This window comes from Rhodococcus sp. FH8 (assembly GCF_019266085.1).
Classification (GTDB): domain Bacteria; phylum Actinomycetota; class Actinomycetes; order Mycobacteriales; family Mycobacteriaceae; genus Rhodococcus_F; species Rhodococcus_F qingshengii.
This window is the reverse complement of the sequence record NZ_LPNQ01000077.1, coordinates 112509-128197: the sequence shown is the minus strand read 5'-3', so window position 1 is coordinate 128197 and position 15689 is coordinate 112509. Positions and strand designations below refer to the sequence as shown.

At 62.0% G+C, this 15689-nt stretch carries 15 protein-coding genes; 8 read left to right on the top strand and 7 right to left on the bottom strand.

The window, feature by feature from the left end; genetic code table 11:
* Window positions 1-69 precede the first annotated feature (69 nt).
* Window positions 70-693 carry a superoxide dismutase gene (locus ATN38_RS22310; RefSeq protein ID WP_003944189.1) on the top strand — a complete coding sequence of 208 codons (624 nt, stop codon included), beginning with the start codon at window positions 70-72 and terminating at the stop codon, window positions 691-693.
* On the opposite strand, the gene ATN38_RS22305 is transcribed toward ATN38_RS22310, so the two are convergent.
* The 4 genes from ATN38_RS22305 to ATN38_RS22290 all read right to left on the bottom strand — a co-directional run bounded on the left by ATN38_RS22305 (window position 690) and on the right by ATN38_RS22290 (window position 5299).
* Window positions 690-2039, bottom strand: coding sequence for a hypothetical protein (locus ATN38_RS22305; RefSeq protein WP_218748691.1), 1350 nt, complete (start codon window positions 2037-2039; stop codon window positions 690-692). The two genes, ATN38_RS22310 and ATN38_RS22305, sit on opposite strands and share 4 nt — an antisense overlap.
* A gap of 43 nt (window positions 2040-2082) precedes the next feature.
* A complete protein-coding gene (locus ATN38_RS22300) occupies window positions 2083-3231 on the bottom strand; it encodes an AI-2E family transporter (protein WP_042453218.1) in 1149 nt (382 codons plus the stop codon).
* Window positions 3221-3793, bottom strand: a complete 573-nt coding sequence (locus ATN38_RS22295; RefSeq protein WP_042453221.1) for an HdeD family acid-resistance protein — start codon at window positions 3791-3793, stop codon at window positions 3221-3223. Before ATN38_RS22295 ends, ATN38_RS22300 begins: the two co-directional genes overlap by 11 nt.
* Before the next feature lie 156 nt (window positions 3794-3949).
* On the bottom strand, window positions 3950-5299 hold the full coding sequence (locus ATN38_RS22290) for a DUF1254 domain-containing protein (protein ID WP_003944160.1): 1350 nt from the start codon (window positions 5297-5299) through the stop codon (window positions 3950-3952).
* 165 nt (window positions 5300-5464) lie between these two features.
* On the opposite strand from ATN38_RS22290, the gene ATN38_RS22285 reads away from it, so the two are divergent.
* On the top strand, window positions 5465-5992 hold the full coding sequence (locus ATN38_RS22285; RefSeq protein WP_003944138.1) for a hypothetical protein: 528 nt from the start codon (window positions 5465-5467) through the stop codon (window positions 5990-5992).
* A 294-nt stretch (window positions 5993-6286) separates the two neighbouring features.
* On the top strand, window positions 6287-7000 hold the full coding sequence (locus ATN38_RS22280) for a TMEM165/GDT1 family protein (RefSeq protein ID WP_058227350.1): 714 nt from the start codon (window positions 6287-6289) through the stop codon (window positions 6998-7000).
* A gap of 3 nt (window positions 7001-7003) precedes the next feature.
* Here ATN38_RS22280 and ATN38_RS22275 read toward each other — a convergent pair whose 3' ends face one another.
* On the bottom strand, window positions 7004-8038 hold the full coding sequence (locus ATN38_RS22275; RefSeq protein WP_047272740.1) for an Lrp/AsnC family transcriptional regulator: 1035 nt from the start codon (window positions 8036-8038) through the stop codon (window positions 7004-7006).
* A gap of 99 nt (window positions 8039-8137) precedes the next feature.
* Between ATN38_RS22275 and ATN38_RS22270 the strand changes: the two genes are divergently transcribed.
* Genes ATN38_RS22270 through ATN38_RS22260 form a run of 3 tightly spaced genes read left to right on the top strand, consistent with a single transcriptional unit; the run spans window position 8138 to window position 12107 of the window.
* Window positions 8138-9346 carry an MFS transporter gene (locus ATN38_RS22270; protein ID WP_218748690.1) on the top strand — a complete coding sequence of 403 codons (1209 nt, stop codon included), beginning with the start codon at window positions 8138-8140 and terminating at the stop codon, window positions 9344-9346.
* 13 nt (window positions 9347-9359) lie between these two features.
* Window positions 9360-10622, top strand: a complete 1263-nt coding sequence (locus ATN38_RS22265) for an amidohydrolase (RefSeq protein ID WP_218748689.1) — start codon at window positions 9360-9362, stop codon at window positions 10620-10622.
* A gap of 33 nt (window positions 10623-10655) precedes the next feature.
* Window positions 10656-12107, top strand: a complete 1452-nt coding sequence (locus tag ATN38_RS22260) for an amidase (protein ID WP_218748685.1) — start codon at window positions 10656-10658, stop codon at window positions 12105-12107.
* A 12-nt stretch (window positions 12108-12119) separates the two neighbouring features.
* Here the strand turns inward: ATN38_RS22260 and ATN38_RS22255 are convergent, their stop codons facing one another.
* Both ATN38_RS22255 and ATN38_RS22250 read right to left on the bottom strand, forming a co-directional pair.
* A complete protein-coding gene (locus ATN38_RS22255; protein WP_218748684.1) occupies window positions 12120-13133 on the bottom strand; it encodes an ABC transporter substrate-binding protein in 1014 nt (337 codons plus the stop codon).
* A complete protein-coding gene (locus tag ATN38_RS22250) occupies window positions 13130-14152 on the bottom strand; it encodes an ABC transporter substrate-binding protein (protein WP_218748683.1) in 1023 nt (340 codons plus the stop codon). Before ATN38_RS22250 ends, ATN38_RS22255 begins: the two co-directional genes overlap by 4 nt.
* Before the next feature lie 166 nt (window positions 14153-14318).
* Here ATN38_RS22250 and ATN38_RS22245 point away from each other — a divergent pair, with 166 nt between their 5' ends.
* Complete coding sequence (locus ATN38_RS22245; protein WP_030535852.1) at window positions 14319-15041, top strand: FadR/GntR family transcriptional regulator; 723 nt, start codon at window positions 14319-14321, stop codon at window positions 15039-15041.
* The gene (locus ATN38_RS22240) at window positions 15038-15688 is read left to right on the top strand and encodes a sterol desaturase family protein (protein ID WP_020968076.1); all 651 of its coding nucleotides are present in this window, start codon (window positions 15038-15040) and stop codon (window positions 15686-15688) included. The genes ATN38_RS22245 and ATN38_RS22240 overlap by 4 nt, the downstream gene beginning before the upstream one ends.
* Window position 15689 lies beyond the last annotated feature (1 nt).

Genomic DNA, 15689 nt, shown 5'->3' with positions numbered 1-15689 from the left:
CACGCCGTGACCGGTGATCGACGCACTCTAAAGCACCAGGGCTCACCAGCCCGCAAAGAAGGGACCCTCGTGTCTGTTTACACGCTGCCGGAACTCCCCTACGACTACGCAGCCCTCGAGCCGCACATCTCGGGCAAGATCATGGAGCTGCATCACGACAAGCACCACGCGGCTTACGTTGCCGGTGCCAACGCTGCACTCGAGAAGCTGGCCGAGGCTCGTGAGAACGACACCATCGCAGCGCAGGCCAACCTGCTCGAGAAGAACCTGGCGTTCCACCTCGGTGGCCACACCAACCACACCGTTTTCTGGAACAACCTCAGCGCTGACGGTGGCGACAAGCCCGAAGGTGAACTCGCCGCAGCGATCGACGACAACTTCGGTTCGTTCGATCTCTTCCGCGCTCACTTCTCCGCGAACGCCAACGCCATCCAGGGCTCCGGCTGGTCCATCCTCGCGTGGGACTCGATCGGACAGCGTCTGATCATCGTCCAGCTCTACGATCAGCAGGGCAACATCTCCATCGGCCTCACGCCGCTGCTGCTCCTCGACATGTGGGAGCACGCTTTCTACCTCGACTACCAGAACGTCAAGGGCGACTACGTCAAGGCATTCTGGAACATCGTCAACTGGAACGACGTTTCGGCTCGCTTCGACCGTGCACGTACCCAGACCGCAGGTCTGATCGTCTAGTCACGCACTTCTTGCGAACGGCGGCGCCTCACCAGGGGCGCCGCCGTTCGTGTCAGCAGAGCACCACCGAGCAGGACCGTCGTGGCTCCGAAGACCAATGCCAGTGTGCGAGTTCCGGAGTCACCGCTGCTCGCGGCGGTCTGATTCACGGCCACCGGATCCGACAGCACCGAGGTCAGCTGAACCTGCTGCGGGGTGGTCATCGCGGGGATACCGGATTTTGCGCCGTCGAGGCCCGTGACCAGTGACTTGGCGATTCCTTGCAGCGTCGTGAATCCCTGGGTGATCTGATCGGTCACGTCACCGAGCATCTGCGGCGCCTGATCAGCGATGGGAATGAGGCCGTCGTTCAATTGTCCGGCAGCACTGCTCAGTTGATCGCTCGCGCCTTGCAGCTGCCCGACAGCGGTGCGGACTAGATCACCGAGCTCCGTATCGGGCCCGACCGAGCCACCCAACAGCGCCGGAACGGTGCCCAATTGCGCATTCAGCGCACCGAGATCCGAACTCACACCGGCCAGTTGCGCTGTCACGTCAGGCGGGATCGGAAGGCCGTTCAGCGCAGTCTGCAGCGTGTCGATTCGTGTCTTCAGTTCCGCGGTCGAGGAAGACGCCTCCCCCAGCGTCAGGCCCAGTGAGTCCGCGCGCGTGGCCAGCTCTTCCGCCGACCCCGACGCCTGATCGACAACACCGGACACCTGATCCGCGACGCTCATCAGCTCCAACGCCCCGGACCGTGCGGTCTCGAGGTACGGCAGCAGAGTGCCTGCGCCTGCTTTCACCTGATCGATCGACTTTCCGGCCTCGTTGGTTCCGGCGACCAGAATCTGTGCGGTGGTGAGGTTTTGATCGATCGAGCGTCTGGCGGCCGACGTCTGAGCCAGCAGACCCTTGATGCCGTCCGCGCCGACCTGCGCCGACACGGCCCGAGTCAACTCGGCCGACTTCTCCGAATCCGAGCCCTTCACCTCGAGGTCGACGCTCGCCTGCCGTGGATCCATGCCGAACATCGACGCGACGGTTTCGCTGAAGTCCTCCGGCACGGTCAACGTCGCGAAGTAGTTCCCGCCGGGGTTGTCGACCACCTGGAAGTCGAAGTCTTCGTTCTTGCCCAACGTGTCCACCAGCGTGTCGCCGGCCCGAAGTTCCTTGCCGTCGAGCGTGGTTCCCGCGTCGGCGTTCACGATCGCGACGGTGTTCGAGGTGTCGGCACCGCCCGCGAAGATCACGAACCCGATCCCCGCCACCGCAGCCGCGACGATCGCGGCCACACCACCGACTGCCAGCCGTCGACCGAGTCGTGACGGCCGGCGATGGGAGTTTTCTGTGGTGTTCTCGGCGCTCATGGGCGAGACGATAAAGCAACAACTTGTAGAAACACTGAGAGCCCTAGCCTGCGGGCGTGGCCGGCTTCTCAGACTCCTCTGGTTCCTCCTTCGGCATGTCCCGAGGGCCACTGATCAGGATGTCGGCCCAGCGCGTGGCTGGGTCGATATCGAGCAGGACGGCCTTCACCAACAACGAGAGCGGGATCGCCAACAGCGCTCCGAGCGCCCCGAGAACCCACGACCAGAAGACAAGTGAGAGGAACGTCATCGTCACCGACAGTCCGACGGCGTCGCCGACGAACTTGGGTTGGATGATGGACTGGATCACGAAGTTGATGACGGAGTAGACGACGATCACCCACAGCATCAGCCACGGCCCGCCCTGCAACAGTCCCAGGAGCGCCGGTGGAATCACGCCGATGACGAACCCGATGTTGGGGATGTAGTTGGTGATGAAGGACAGCAACGCCCACAGGACGGGCAGCTGAATGCCCATGAGCCACAGCGCGCCACCGTCGAGTACCGCCACGATGAGACCGAAGACCGTCGAGACCACCAGGTATTTGCGAGTTCCGGCGGCAAAGGTGGAGAGCGCGTAGGAGATTTCTGGACGTTGCTCGGACAGCACATGCAACCGCGAGCGGATGCTCATGCCGTCGAAGGCCATGAACAACAACAACGCGAGAATGAACACCAGATCCGACAGGATGCCGAGCAGGCCCTCCAGCCCGCTTTCGAGGACACCCACAACCTTCGTGAGATCGACACTGCTGAGCGTGCTTTGGATCTGTTCGGTGCTCACGCCGAAGTCGGCCAACTTGTCGCGGCCCTCGTTGAGGAGGTTGGTCATCTCCTCGGAGTACTGCGGCAGGATCGTCGCCAACTGAGCCGTCGACACGATCAACGACGCCGCCAACCCGAGCAGGATCAAGTACACGGTGACCAGTGAGCCGAGCATCCCGACCCACTTGGGCCACCCTCGGCGCTGTGACCAATCCTGAATGGGCTGAACGGCAATCGTCAGCACCAGGGCCAGGAATACCGGTCCGAGGATGCCGCCGAACACCTTCATTCCGCCGACGGCGACCACGGTGGCGGCAATACCGAGCAGGACGATCAAACCGCGCGGGATCGACCAGTTCTCACTACCGGACAGCGTGGGGATCGGAGTGGGAGCCTCGACGGCCGGCTTTCCCTTCTTAGAGAACACCGGCTTCCTTTGCCCGGCTCCTGATCTGGAATGCTCCCACGATCATGAAGAGGCCGAACAGGATTGCGTACCAACCCAACAACCAGATGAGGCTGATGATGCCTTCGCCGGGCGCGATGAGAAGAATGATGCCGAAGATGACAGCAAGCACCGATGCGGCGAGCAACCATCCCCAACTGGATCCGGGCAGCGCCTTCATCTTGAAGGCGCCGACAATTCCGAAGATTCCGAACATGATGGCGTAGAAGGCAATTATGTACAGCAGCACCAGCGCAGTGATGCCCGGCCAGACCAGCGCGACGATGCCGGCTCCGACCGAGACGACGCCCGTGAACACCCACCAACCCCACGAGCTCAGATGCTCGCGGTCCCGAATGGCGCGAACTATCGTGATCAAACCGTCGGCGATGGAGTAGATACCGAACAGGAAAACCAAGGCCACCAGGGTAATTCCCGGCCACACGAGCGCGATGATTCCGAAGATCACGCCGAAGATTCCGCGGATCAGGATCATCCACCAGATCTCTTTGCCGTACTGCACGAACGGATTCTGCGTGACCATCAGTAGCCTCCGAAACAAGCGGGTGTCTCTGACCGATTCAACAGCTCTTCAAACAGGGCAGTACCGACAGATCGTATGACTCTTGTGACCTTTCCGCCCATCGAAACGCGCGGCTGATACCGAGTTGTGCTCTTCGGGTACGAAGCGAGGGGACTTTCAGCCTGCTTCTCGAATACTTGCTTCTCGAATACCGGGCGCAGTCCACGATCCCGACAGCACTGCAGCCTTCGGCCAGTACAGGCGCAGAAAGACGTTGAAGTCGCCGGACGGAGCCGGCAGCCAGTTCCGCTCCTTCTCACCACCAGGGGATTCGTGCTGAAGATAGATGTCGAGGGAACCGTCGTCGGCAAACACCAGATCGCTTCGATCGCCAATCGCGTATCGGTCGATCGGGTTGTCCACGAAGAACTGCCGCTCGTTCATCATCGTGAGCGACCAGAAGCCCTCGACCGGTGGCAGCTCGTCCTTCTCGAAGTGCAGGACGTACTTCTTCGCCCCGGTCAGCGGCTTCCCGTCGACGTCCGTCGTGGCATGCGGGTACACGGCATCAGCGTCGAGATTGGCCCCGAAACCGAGCCAGACGATCAGAGCCCGCTGAGCGTAATGGGTTCCGTAGTGCCCCAAGCCGCGGTGCATCGTCCAGCCGTTCTTCGGACTGCCCTCGGCCTCTTCGGCGATCTCGCTCAGCACGTCCATACCGGTTCGCGCAGCTCTATCGAGGGCATCACGTACCTCCTGCGGACGCGACCTCCAGGGCAAGGAGGAGCCGATTCCTATGTCGGACAGTTGTTTCATCATCTCGGTGTCCTCCGGACGCGGAGGATTGTCGTCGAGAAGTGCGTCGAGTCTGGTGAAGAATGCCTCGCCGTCCATGGCGGCCACCTGGTCCACCGGCGGCGTCCGCGTGTCGACGGCAGGGTTCACCGGCATTTCACCAGGCGTGTAGTCCTGCGGGTCACCCGTCCACTCCGACAGAGGAGTGAGTCGCGTCCGGTCCTGCAGGCTGTGCACTTCTGCCAGGTCTGTTCCCCCCGACGTCGCGTAGCGGGCGACTATCCAGTTCATCGCCGTCGGAGACCGCAGCAGCGTCAAACCCTTGGGCACGTTGCCTTTCCAATTCGGCCCGGCCACCAGGTACGGTCCCCCGGTCCGCCCGACTGTCCGAGATCCCGGAACCGTGAACACGTCGCTCCACGCGTCGAGGATGGGGACCAGCCAGTACCGCGTGCCGAAGTCCGGCAGTGAGAGCACCTGCGGTTCCGTCGAGACGTCCAGCCACCCCGACGAGTAGAGAGTGTCCGCGTTGGGTGAGACGACATCGGTGAAGGTCGCATCCGGCGTCGTACGCGCATATGCGAACTGGTTGAGCGGGGCTTTCATCGCCACCGGCGAAGGCACCGCCGTCATGACATCCCGCGATACCGCAGCAATCAACAGGGGATATCCGAAGATCCACGCCTGCGTTGCCAGGTCTTCCAGCCGAGAACGGTTCTTCGACAGAGTCATGTCTGCGCATACCACCGCCCTCACCAGCGCAAACCTGGCTGGCACTCTCCCTGTCTTGTGTGCCAGTACCGAATGGGTGCATATTTCGATTACCCAACGAGGTGTGCCGGACCGACGCATGCGCGTCTGCCCGAGATTTGCCCCAGCACCGAGGGAGGAACAGAAATGAACAGAAACGAAGCAATAGGCATTTCTCCGTTCCAAGCCGCTGGGTCTTTGCAGGGGTTCGTCATTTCCGGTCGTTGGCCGGACACCACCCAGGAGTGGGCGCAGCTTCTCGCATTGGCTGTCCGCGTGGCCTCGATGCCAGGTTTGTTGCCGACCACGACGGTCTTCGGGGTCCGTGAAGACGTTCCCGAAGATCCGCAGCCGGGCACCGTCGGTCTGGTGGTCGCCGAAGGTCCGGTACTCGGCGATTTCGCCTTGACACCCGGCCGTTTCTCCGACCATCAGCCACCGGCGCTGATCATGCTGCACCCACCGTCGGAAACCACGCCCAGCCTGCCGGAATGCGAGGGCAGCGCGTCGGGGTGCGTACTGCTGCCAGGCCTTCCCTATCTGGGTTTGGAGCATCGTGCGGCGTGGGTCGAGGCTGAGCCGGACGGCACAGTCGTCTCCATGATCAGTCGTGTCGGCATCGATCCGATCAGCGATCCCGACACCGCTGTTTTGGCCATGCTCCTCGCCTCGTGACGGCCCCGGTAAGCGATAAGTTCGGACTCCCAAACTTGCTGTGCGCTTTGCCAATTCGTTTCAGGCGCGCTAACGTGGGCAGCAACGAAGGGGAGTAGCCCCCAATCGCCCGTGTCGACATACTGGTTCGACGCGCTCCGCCTGGTGCGGATCGCGAAGCACCCGGCCTGGCGAACCGAAGGTCCTGTGGCCTCGGTGGGCGAGACCTTCGGCCGGACAAGCGCACCCACTGCGCCTGCCCAGGCCGGAGGCTCGCATTTTTCCTCCGACCTACACCGACCGGAGGAGTAAATCTTGCTTGCCGCAATACTTTTGAGTTTCGGCGTCATTTTTGTCGCAGAACTCGGTGACAAGTCGCAACTGATGGCAATGACGTTTGCCTTGCGCTATCGCTGGTGGGTCGTCCTCGGCGGAATCACCGTCGCCACCACCCTTGTTCACCTCGTCTCGGTCGCCGTCGGCCACTACCTGGGCGTCGCCCTCCCCACCGCGGCGATTTCCATCGTCGGCGGTATCGCTTTCCTGATCTTCGGCCTCTGGACCTTGCGCGGTGACGATCTCACCGACGACGAGCAGAACAAGGCCGGTCGCGTCACGCGATCCGCCTTCATCGCCGTCGCCTCGGCCTTCTTCCTGGCAGAACTCGGCGACAAGACCATGCTCGCCACCATCACCCTTGCGACTGACAACGACTGGATCGGCGTCTGGATCGGGTCGACGGTAGGCATGGTGGCGGCCGACGCTCTAGCCATCATCGTCGGCTCGGTGCTGGGCAAGCACCTTCCGGACGGATTCATCAAGATCGGCGCCGCGGTGCTGTTCTTCGTCTTCGGTGTCTGGCTGCTGCTCGAGGGCATCTTCCCGGACTCGTCGGCCGGCATCATCGGCGGTGGCGTTGTCCTGGCAGTGTCCGTACTGGGTGCGCTGGCACGGATGATCTGGAAGCGCTCCCGTGCGACCGACTCCGCTACACACCTCGTCGACGACAATCGGACGCCGATCGACTGACGCTCAACGAATAACGTCGCCGGCACCCCAAATTGCGACCGGGACATGACCTTCCGCCACTCCGCTCGGTCCGAGTAGCTGCCCGAACCGCTTCATCGGGTACAGCGAGACACGTCGATCGAGGATCCGCACACTACCGATTCGGCGGAGTCGATCCTCGACGACAAGACTCTGCGCGAGGCTGCTCAGCCACACGCTGATCAACATGTTCGCTGTTCCGGTAGTCGCCACCAACAATCTGATCTCCGGCCAACTCGACACAAGATTGCCGAGTTCGTCGGTGGAACCGTCCACAGCGACATCGAAGATCACTTCGAACGGTGAACCGACAGCCTGTTGCGAGACATCGCAGCGGAAAATCAACTGTTGCGACGCAGTCAGTTGGGCCAAGCGCCGTCGAATCGCAGTCTCGTTCGTTCCACAAATCGCGGCGAGGCGCGCGTAGCTGGCACGTCCGTCACGGCCGAGCGCCTCCAACAGGGCACCGTCGGACTCGCGGAACTCTGTCGGATCTGCCGGCACCGCAGCGCCCTTTGTCGATGCCGTTGCCAGCTGAGCCCGACCCGCTTGCCCCAGAGCGCCCGGCTCCCAGCTGAACCCGTCCCGGTACACCTTCACCCCGACCCGGCTTCTGATCGACAGAATTCCAGGGTCGGCGGCAAGGTGCTCACACACCAAAGCGTCCAAACTCTTGTGGTCGGCGGCCACGACTCCGACGAAGTACTCGTACTCGCCTTCCGTCCTGGCCAACAGATAGGCACAGGAGAGTTGACGTAACAGCTCCCCCACGTCGGCAACGGAATCCTGTGTGGTCCTGATCAGGAGATAGCCGAATATGTGGGTTCGACCGATTGCGACCGCGTTGACCCACGAATGACCGTTCGAGACGAGGCGACGCCACCGGCGGGCGATCGTCGTCGAATCCATGTCGAGCACTGACGACAACTGCGTCCACGACGCGCGGGGGTTGAGCTGAAGTGCATTGATGATCTCCAGATCAGATTCCGCGATGACAAATGCGTCGGATTCCGGCTTCATCGGCACAGTATTGCCGGATTACTGCATTCTGGTCGGTGATCCCTGCCTGTTTGCCAAAGATGTGTGAATCACTTCACAGGTTCACCACTTGGAGGCCCAGTGCTTCGCTCCACCAAAGTCACGGTCGCGTTGCTGTTCGTCGCGTACGCGATCGACTACATAGATCGGCTGGCGATCAACCTCGCTCTCCCCTTGCTCGGTGAGGAGTTCGATCTCGACTACTCCCAGCGTGGATTGATCATCTCCACGTTCTTCATTGCATACACGCTGGCCCAACTGCCTGGTGGACTGCTCGCCGATCGATACGGCGCAGTCCGGATGGCTCTGATCGGGTTGGTGGCGTGGAGTGTCTTCACCGGCCTCACTGCCCTTGCCTGGTCGTTCGGGACGCTTCTGGTTGTTCGCTTTCTCTTCGGTCTCGCGCAGGGCGTGTTTCCGGCAGCTGCAGTAAAGCTCGTTGCCGAGCGGAGCATCCCGGAGCAACGTGCCACTGCCACAGGATGGATGAACAGTTCCAACGCCGTCGGTACGCTTCTTGCCATCGTTGTTGCGGCAGCACTTCTCCCGTTGATCGGCTGGCGTGGAATGTTTCTGGCCGTCGCGGCGCTCGGCGTACTCTCGCTTGTCAGCATCAAGTTGTGGCTCCCGCCGGCACTTCCGGCGGAGAACGACCACGGTCCGGATTCCTCCTGGGACAACATGCGCACCGTACTTCGCTCCCGCGCGATGTGGCTCTTCGCCTTGATGTTCTTCGGATACGACTTCGTGATCTGGGGGATGTCGTCGTGGGTTCCGTCCTACCTCCATGACGAACGTGGAATCGCCCTCTCGAGCGCAAGCCTCCTTCTGATTCCGGCTACCGTGGTGGCCGCCGTGACCACCGTCATCGGCGGGCGAATCTCCGATCGGCTGGCTGGCAACAGTCGTGTCGTCGTAGTGCCGTCCATGCTCGCGTGCATCGTGATGCTCGTTTCGATTCCTTTCGTCTCCAACACGGCCTTGTTCGTCGTTCTCGTCACCCTCGGATCTGCTGCTGCCTCTTTCGCTTTCATGCCGTGTTTTGCACTGCCCCTGCGGGCTCTGCCTTCTTCGGTGGTCGGGGCTGCGTCGTCGATGATCATTTTCGGCGGCATGGTCGCCGGAATAGTCGCACCGCTTGTATTCGGATTCATCGTGGAGCATCTCTCCTGGTCAGCGGCGTTCGTATCGCTCGCACTCGGGCCCGTCGTGGCGATCGTCGCGGTCATGGCAGCACCACAAACCCGAGAAAAGATGCTGAACCTGGTGCAACTGAAAACCGCCAACTGAAAGAAGATCAACCATGAATCAACTGCTTTCGAATCTCGAGTTCGGAGACCCGTCGCGGTTGCGAACCGTCGAGCCGCACTGGTTCGAGCTCTACCGGGACCTACACGAACACCCCGAGTTGTCCGGCGACGAAACTCGCACCGCCGCAATTGTTGCCGAGGAACTTCGGCGAATCGGTGGCTGGGACGTCACGGTCGGGGTCGGCGGTACGGGTGTCGTCGGTGTTCTCGAAGGGAGCAGCGGTCCGGTGATCCTGCTACGCGCCGACATGGACGCGTTGCCGGTGGCAGAAGACACCGGGCTGTCCTACGCCTCCAGAACTGATGGAGTCATGCATGCGTGTGGCCACGATGTCCACGTAACCGCGCTACTTGCCACGTGCGCAGCACTTTCCGCGGATCCGACATCGATCACCGGGACTGTTGTCGCGGTCTTCCAGCCTGCTGAGGAGACCGGCTCCGGCGCTCGTGCGATGGTCGACGACGGAATCTTCGACCGCTTCCCACGACCGGACCTCTGCCTGGGACAGCACGTGGGCCCGACTCCGGCGGGGATGTTGGTCAGCAAACCCGACATCTTGATGGCAGCATCCGACACGATACGAGTGGTCTTTCACGGCCGTGGTGGACATGCGTCATCGCCGTACGCATGCATCGACCCTTTGTTGATGGCAGCGTCTTTCGCGCTGCGCATTCAAAGTCTGGTGGCTCATGAAGCGGCAACCCCGACAGCACCTGTGCTCACGGTGGGAGCCTTGCACGCCGGCACGGCTGCGAACATCATCGCCGATGAAGCCGAACTACTGCTCAGCCTGAGGACTTTCAGCGCAACGTCACGAGAAAACATGCTCGAATCGGTGCGCCGGATAGCCCGCGCAGAAGCGGACGGAGCCGGCGCCGTCGAGACGCCGGACGTTCATGCGTACAACGGCTTTCCGGCCACGGTCAACACTCCGGACGCCACGTCCACAGTGATGTCCGACCTGCGACAGGCCGGCTTGGGAATGCACACTCTGTCACAACCACTTTCAGGTAGCGAGGACTTCGGAATCTTCGGCATCGCCGCCCAATGCCCCTCCGTGTTCTGGCATTTCGGCGGAACGGCACTTCAAAGTTTCGACGGAACCGCCCTTGCCGCGCTCGCCGAGGGACGGATACCACCCGGCACGCCGTCCAATCATTCACCGCGCTTCGCCCCCGATCCCGCCGCTGCCCTACCCGAAGGTGTCACGGCCATGACCGCAGCTGCACTGGGAGCCCTTGCGCGGAGCGCGTGATTCTCACACAGACTTACCCAGGGAGATAACGTCATGTCAGACGAACTGCACTACCTCAGCGCCACCGAAGCCATTGCTCACTTTCGCGCGCGAGAATTGTCTCCGGTCGAACTGCTACAGGCAATCATCGACCGGACACAGAATTTCGAACCTCACATCAATGCCTTCACCGAAGAGATGTTCGACGAGGCCCTCGCCGGCGCCCGGGAAGCCGAGAGCCGATACCTCGGCCACGGACCCGAACCTCGACCGTTGGAGGGAATTCCGGTAGCTGCCAAGGAAAAACATGCCATTGCGGGAAAGTCTCTGACCGAAGGTTCGCTGGCGGGACGCGGCAACATCGCCCGCGAGAACGCACCGGTGATCGACCGAGTTCTGGCAGCAGGCGGCCTGATTCACGCACGCACGACGACACCGGAATTCTGCGTCGCGGCGTTCACACACTCTCCTTTGTGGGGCGTGACCCGCAATCCCTGGAACCTCGATTACAGTCCCGGCGGCTCCTCCGGCGGAGCCGGCGCCGCACTGGCCGCCGGAACTACTACTCTGGCAACAGCATCCGACATCGGCGGGTCGACACGAGGCCCGGCAGGCTTTACCGGCACCGTCGGTCTCAAGGCCTCGTACGGGCGTATCGCCGGGGTCGCCCCGCTGTCCATGGATTCCTACCGTGGCGACGGTCCGATGGCCCGAACTGTCGACGACGCAATTCTTTTGGCCAACGTTCTGATCGGGCCGGATCCGCGTGACCATTCTTCCCTGAGGCCGGCGATCACGCTGCCACACGAGTACCCGTCGGTCGAGGGAATGCGAATTGCCTTGTGCCTGCGGCTCGGTGACTTCCCCATCGAGCCTGACATCGAGGCGAACACCCGGGCTCTCGCACAGTCGTTGGTCGATGCCGGCGCGATCGTCGAGGAGATCGAACTGCCGTGGACTCGCGACTCGATGGCAGCAGCGGTGAAAGTCCATTTCGGAACGATCATGGGGGCATCCGTCGCGGAAGTTGCTCGCGTCCACGGTGATCTTCTTGCCGACTACACGCTCGACAACGTCGCGGTCACGTCGAAGGGCGCTGCGGAAATGTCATTTCTGGACGGCCTTCGCAAGGAAACCCAAATGCAACGAGAGCTCGCCGAGGCGATGGCTCCCTTCGATGCGCTGATCTGCCCGACTTCGGGCACCATCGCCTTCCCGGCAGGCGAGTCTTTGCTCGACGGCCTCACTGTGGCGGGTCAGCACGTGAACACCACCGCCGAAGCACTTCTCACATTGCCGTTCAACGTCGCCAATCGGTGCCCCGTATTGGCGGTGCCGAGTGGACACGCACACAACGGCGTTCCCACGGGCGTCCAGATCGTCGGCCATACGTACGACGAACCGACCGTGTTCCGGATCGGCAAAGCACTGGAGAAGATCCGCCCGTGGGCATACACCGACCAGCATCAACCGAAGCTGAATGTGGTGACGCCGGCGTCCTCTTGATTGCTGAGGAGATCAGAGCTTGGCTCTGATCTCCTCAGCGATCGGCTGGAACTGCTCGAGGAATGTCAGGGCCCAACCGAAGGACGCGACGCCCTCGTAGTCGAACGAGTACACCTGATCATTCTTGACGGCGCGCAGACGCTGGAAGATGGTGTCGTTCGCCAACTTCTCGTTGATGGGGCCCTTGCCACTGTTGGTGATGATGACGTCGGCCTCGTCGAGTAGCTCCAGCTGCTCCCTCGGGAACCACTCGTTGCTGCCGGCGGAAATTGCGAGCGAACGGTCGTTGAACTGGAACCCGGCCTCGCTGATGACCGTCGTCTGATACTTGGTCGGCGAGTACAGCGAGAAACCACTCTCCTCGAAGTACGTGGTGTAGACGACCTTAACCTTGCTCAGCACATCAGCGTTGTCGCTGCGGAACTTGGCGATCCGCGCCTCGTACCGATCTGCCAACTCTTGAACCTTCGCGCTCTGGTTCAGCGCGTCCGCGACTCCGAAGGCGCGCTCCTTCCATGCGTACTGCCCGTCTTCGGCAAAAACCGCGGTCGGTGCGATCGACCGGATCTGCTCGTAAAGATCCGGGTTGTTCTCCGACAGCAGGTTGGTCATCACGATCAGGTCGGGAGACAAAGCCGCTATCGCCTCGGCGTTGGGCTCGTACCAGCGTCCCACCTTCGGGAGAGACCGCAGAGCGGACGCATAGGGTTCCGGGACGCCGTCGGCGTTCTCGTAGTCGACCGGCAATCCGACCGGTGTGAACCCGGCGTCGAACATCGCGGGGCCCGTGTAGTAATCGGCGCTGACCACCCGTTGCGGGTTGGTGGGCACTTCCACCTGCCCCAGAGCCGTGTTGATGGTGCGCATCGAACCCTCGGCCGATTCACCGGAGCTGGTTCCGCAGGCCGTGAGCAATCCGATCCCCGCCAAGGCACCGGCTCCGAGGAAACCGCGTCGGGTAAGTGCTGCGGTAATGCGAGCGAATTCGGCATCGGTGTCAGCGGTGGGCAATAGAAGTGATGTCATGAAAGTGCCTCCAAGGCGCCGGTTTCGAGTTCGTTGAGCCAGTTGATTGCAGTGCCGTAGTCGGTGACCTGAGTGCTGATTCCGAATACCCGGCCCGAAGCTGCTGCCGGAATGCGGCTCCACAGCGGGCTGGCGAAGACGGATTTCATTCCTGCAGAATCAGTTCCGTTCGGCTGCTTCGGGTAGATGACGACGGTGACGTCCCGCAGCATTTCGAGTTGTTCGAGCGGGAAGGCTTCGAAGCCGGTGGCTGGGCGCAGGTCCGGGATGAATTCGCCGCGGGTCACGTTCAGGTCGGCGAGCATCGCGCCGGTCACTCCGGTTGGATACAAGATGGAGAAGTGCCCTTCCGAACCACCGATAGCAACCTGGGCCCACCGATTCTCGCCAAGCTGCGCGGCGTATTCGGTGCGGATTCGCTCTTGCATCGCCTGATACTTCTCGCGATTCGACGTCAATGCCGAACCCTTGTTGACCGCGTCTGCGACACCCTCGGCGACAGCGCGCCAATCCGATCGGTTCGCGCCCGAATACACCGCTGTCGGAGCAATTTTCGAGAGCTCGCGGAACATGTCCTCGTCGATCTCGTACGCATCGCCGACGATGAGATCAGGCGCGGCAGCCACGACGGCTTCGCGGTTGACCTCGAGGAAAACCCCCACCGTGGACAAGCCGTCGATGAACTTCTGCTGTGTTGGGGTGAACTGGTCGATGTACGCGCTGTAGTCGAGCGTCGCGACGGGTCGGGCGCCGACGGCTTGCAACTGCCACGGGGTGTTGTAGGAGACGGCGACGATGCGCTGCGGATCAACGGGAACATCCACGGATCCGTAGTGCGTCTGCACCGTCCGAGTTTCGCCTTCCGCACCGTCACCGCCGTCCTCACTGCTGCATCCGGCAAGGGCGAGCATGGACAGTGCGGCGGCACTTCCGCCGAGAAAGCCGCGTCGAGTCAGGGCAGCGGTGATGCGAGCGAACTCTGCATCGGTATCTGGAGTCGGTAACAGGAGTGATGTCATGGGTTTCCTGACGGTTATCCGAATTAGGGCTACCTAAAATTACTCTCACCTGCGCCGTTACGGTGAAGCCTCTTGGCCAAGACGTATCTCTTTCGCGCCAAGCCGCCAATCGTTGAACTGGTATTACCACTTGACCTCTTACCGATAAGCGCGTTACGGTCGGTACATGTTTCAACCCGTTGCACGTACCTCGGCCTCCGGCGCAGTCTTCGACCAGATTTCGGTGAAAGTGCTGGCCGGAGAGCTGGCTGCGGGTGAGGCACTACCCAGCGAGCGCAAGCTCGCCGAGGCATTCGGCGTCTCGCGGCCCGCAGTCCGCGAGGCAATTCAGAAGCTCGCCCAGGCCGGGCTCGTCGAGGTCCGCCAGGGCGAGTCCACGTCGGTGCGCGATTTTCGACGCCAGGCCGGACCCGAACTTCTCCCCCAGCTGCTGGTGCGCGACGGCGTCCCCGACCTGAGCGTGGTGCGCAGCGTCCTGGAAACTCGCGAGTTGATGGGACCGCAGATCGCTGTGCTGGCCGCCCGTCGCATCTCCGCGGAATCCGCCCGAGAACTCGACGCGGCCGTTGATCAACTAGGCGCCACCGAAGATCCAGTGGAGCTGCAGGACCGCGCTCTGGCGTTCTGGGACGTCGTCGTCGACAGCGCAGATTCCATTGCCTTCCGTTTGATCTTCAACAGCCTTCGGGCTGCATACGAGCCGGCTATGACTGCACTTGCATCCGTCATGGTCGCCGAAGTCGGCCAGACCGACCTGTATCGAAAACTGGCCTCCGCCATCACTTCACACGACGAGCCAACTGCCGAGACGTCAGCCGCACAGCTCCTTCACACCGGCACGACGGCAATCGGCGACGCTCTCACCTTCCTGGAAGGACTGAAACCATGAGCAAGCCTCTCACTCTCGCCGATGCGGCACGGACGTTCCGCAAGTCACCGACGCCGTGGATGATCGGCACCATGCTGCTGGCCGCCGCGGCGGCGCGCATCGCAGTGGGCAACTGGCAGATCACCGACGCCCTCGTTCCGCTCGTGATGCTTGCCGCATTCCCCTTCGTGGAGTGGATCATTCACGTCTTCGTTCTCCATTGGAAGCCGCGAACCATTGCCGGCGTCACACTCGATTCACGGCTGGCGCGCAGCCATCGGGAACACCACTTTGCGCCGCGAACCGTCTCACTCATCTTCATCCCGTGGCAGACGCTCCTGATCGTGATTCCCGTTCTGACAGCCGTCGCCCTCCTGGCATTTCCCCGCGTCGAACTCGGTCTGACGTTCCTGACCTGCATTTCCGTGCTCGGCCTCGGTTACGAGTGGACACATTTCCTCATCCACAGTGACTACAAGCCGAAAACTGCTCTCTACCGGTCGGTTTGGCGCAATCACCGCAACCACCACTTCAAGAACGAGCACTACTGGTTCACCGTCACCACCGCGGGAACTGCCGATCGCGTACTGGGCACGTACCCCGATCCCAAATCCGTCGAGACCTCCCCGACAGCCAAGAACCTGCACGGCGCAGCGTCCAAGCTGTGAA

Coding starts and splice junctions, on each gene's coding strand:
- ATN38_RS22305 (WP_218748691.1), bottom strand. CDS start 2,039: ATGAGCGCCGAGAACACCACAGAAAACTCCCATCGCCGGCCGTCACGA.
- ATN38_RS22295 (WP_042453221.1), bottom strand. CDS start 3,793: ATGGTCACGCAGAATCCGTTCGTGCAGTACGGCAAAGAGATCTGGTGG.
- ATN38_RS22290 (WP_003944160.1), bottom strand. CDS start 5,299: ATGACTCTGTCGAAGAACCGTTCTCGGCTGGAAGACCTGGCAACGCAG.
- ATN38_RS22285 (WP_003944138.1), top strand. CDS start 5,465: ATGAACAGAAACGAAGCAATAGGCATTTCTCCGTTCCAAGCCGCTGGG.
- ATN38_RS22275 (WP_047272740.1), bottom strand. CDS start 8,038: ATGAAGCCGGAATCCGACGCATTTGTCATCGCGGAATCTGATCTGGAG.
- ATN38_RS22265 (WP_218748689.1), top strand. CDS start 9,360: ATGAATCAACTGCTTTCGAATCTCGAGTTCGGAGACCCGTCGCGGTTG.
- ATN38_RS22260 (WP_218748685.1), top strand. CDS start 10,656: ATGTCAGACGAACTGCACTACCTCAGCGCCACCGAAGCCATTGCTCAC.
- ATN38_RS22255 (WP_218748684.1), bottom strand. CDS start 13,133: ATGACATCACTTCTATTGCCCACCGCTGACACCGATGCCGAATTCGCT.
- ATN38_RS22250 (WP_218748683.1), bottom strand. CDS start 14,152: ATGACATCACTCCTGTTACCGACTCCAGATACCGATGCAGAGTTCGCT.
- ATN38_RS22245 (WP_030535852.1), top strand. CDS start 14,319: ATGTTTCAACCCGTTGCACGTACCTCGGCCTCCGGCGCAGTCTTCGAC.
- ATN38_RS22240 (WP_020968076.1), top strand. CDS start 15,038: ATGAGCAAGCCTCTCACTCTCGCCGATGCGGCACGGACGTTCCGCAAG.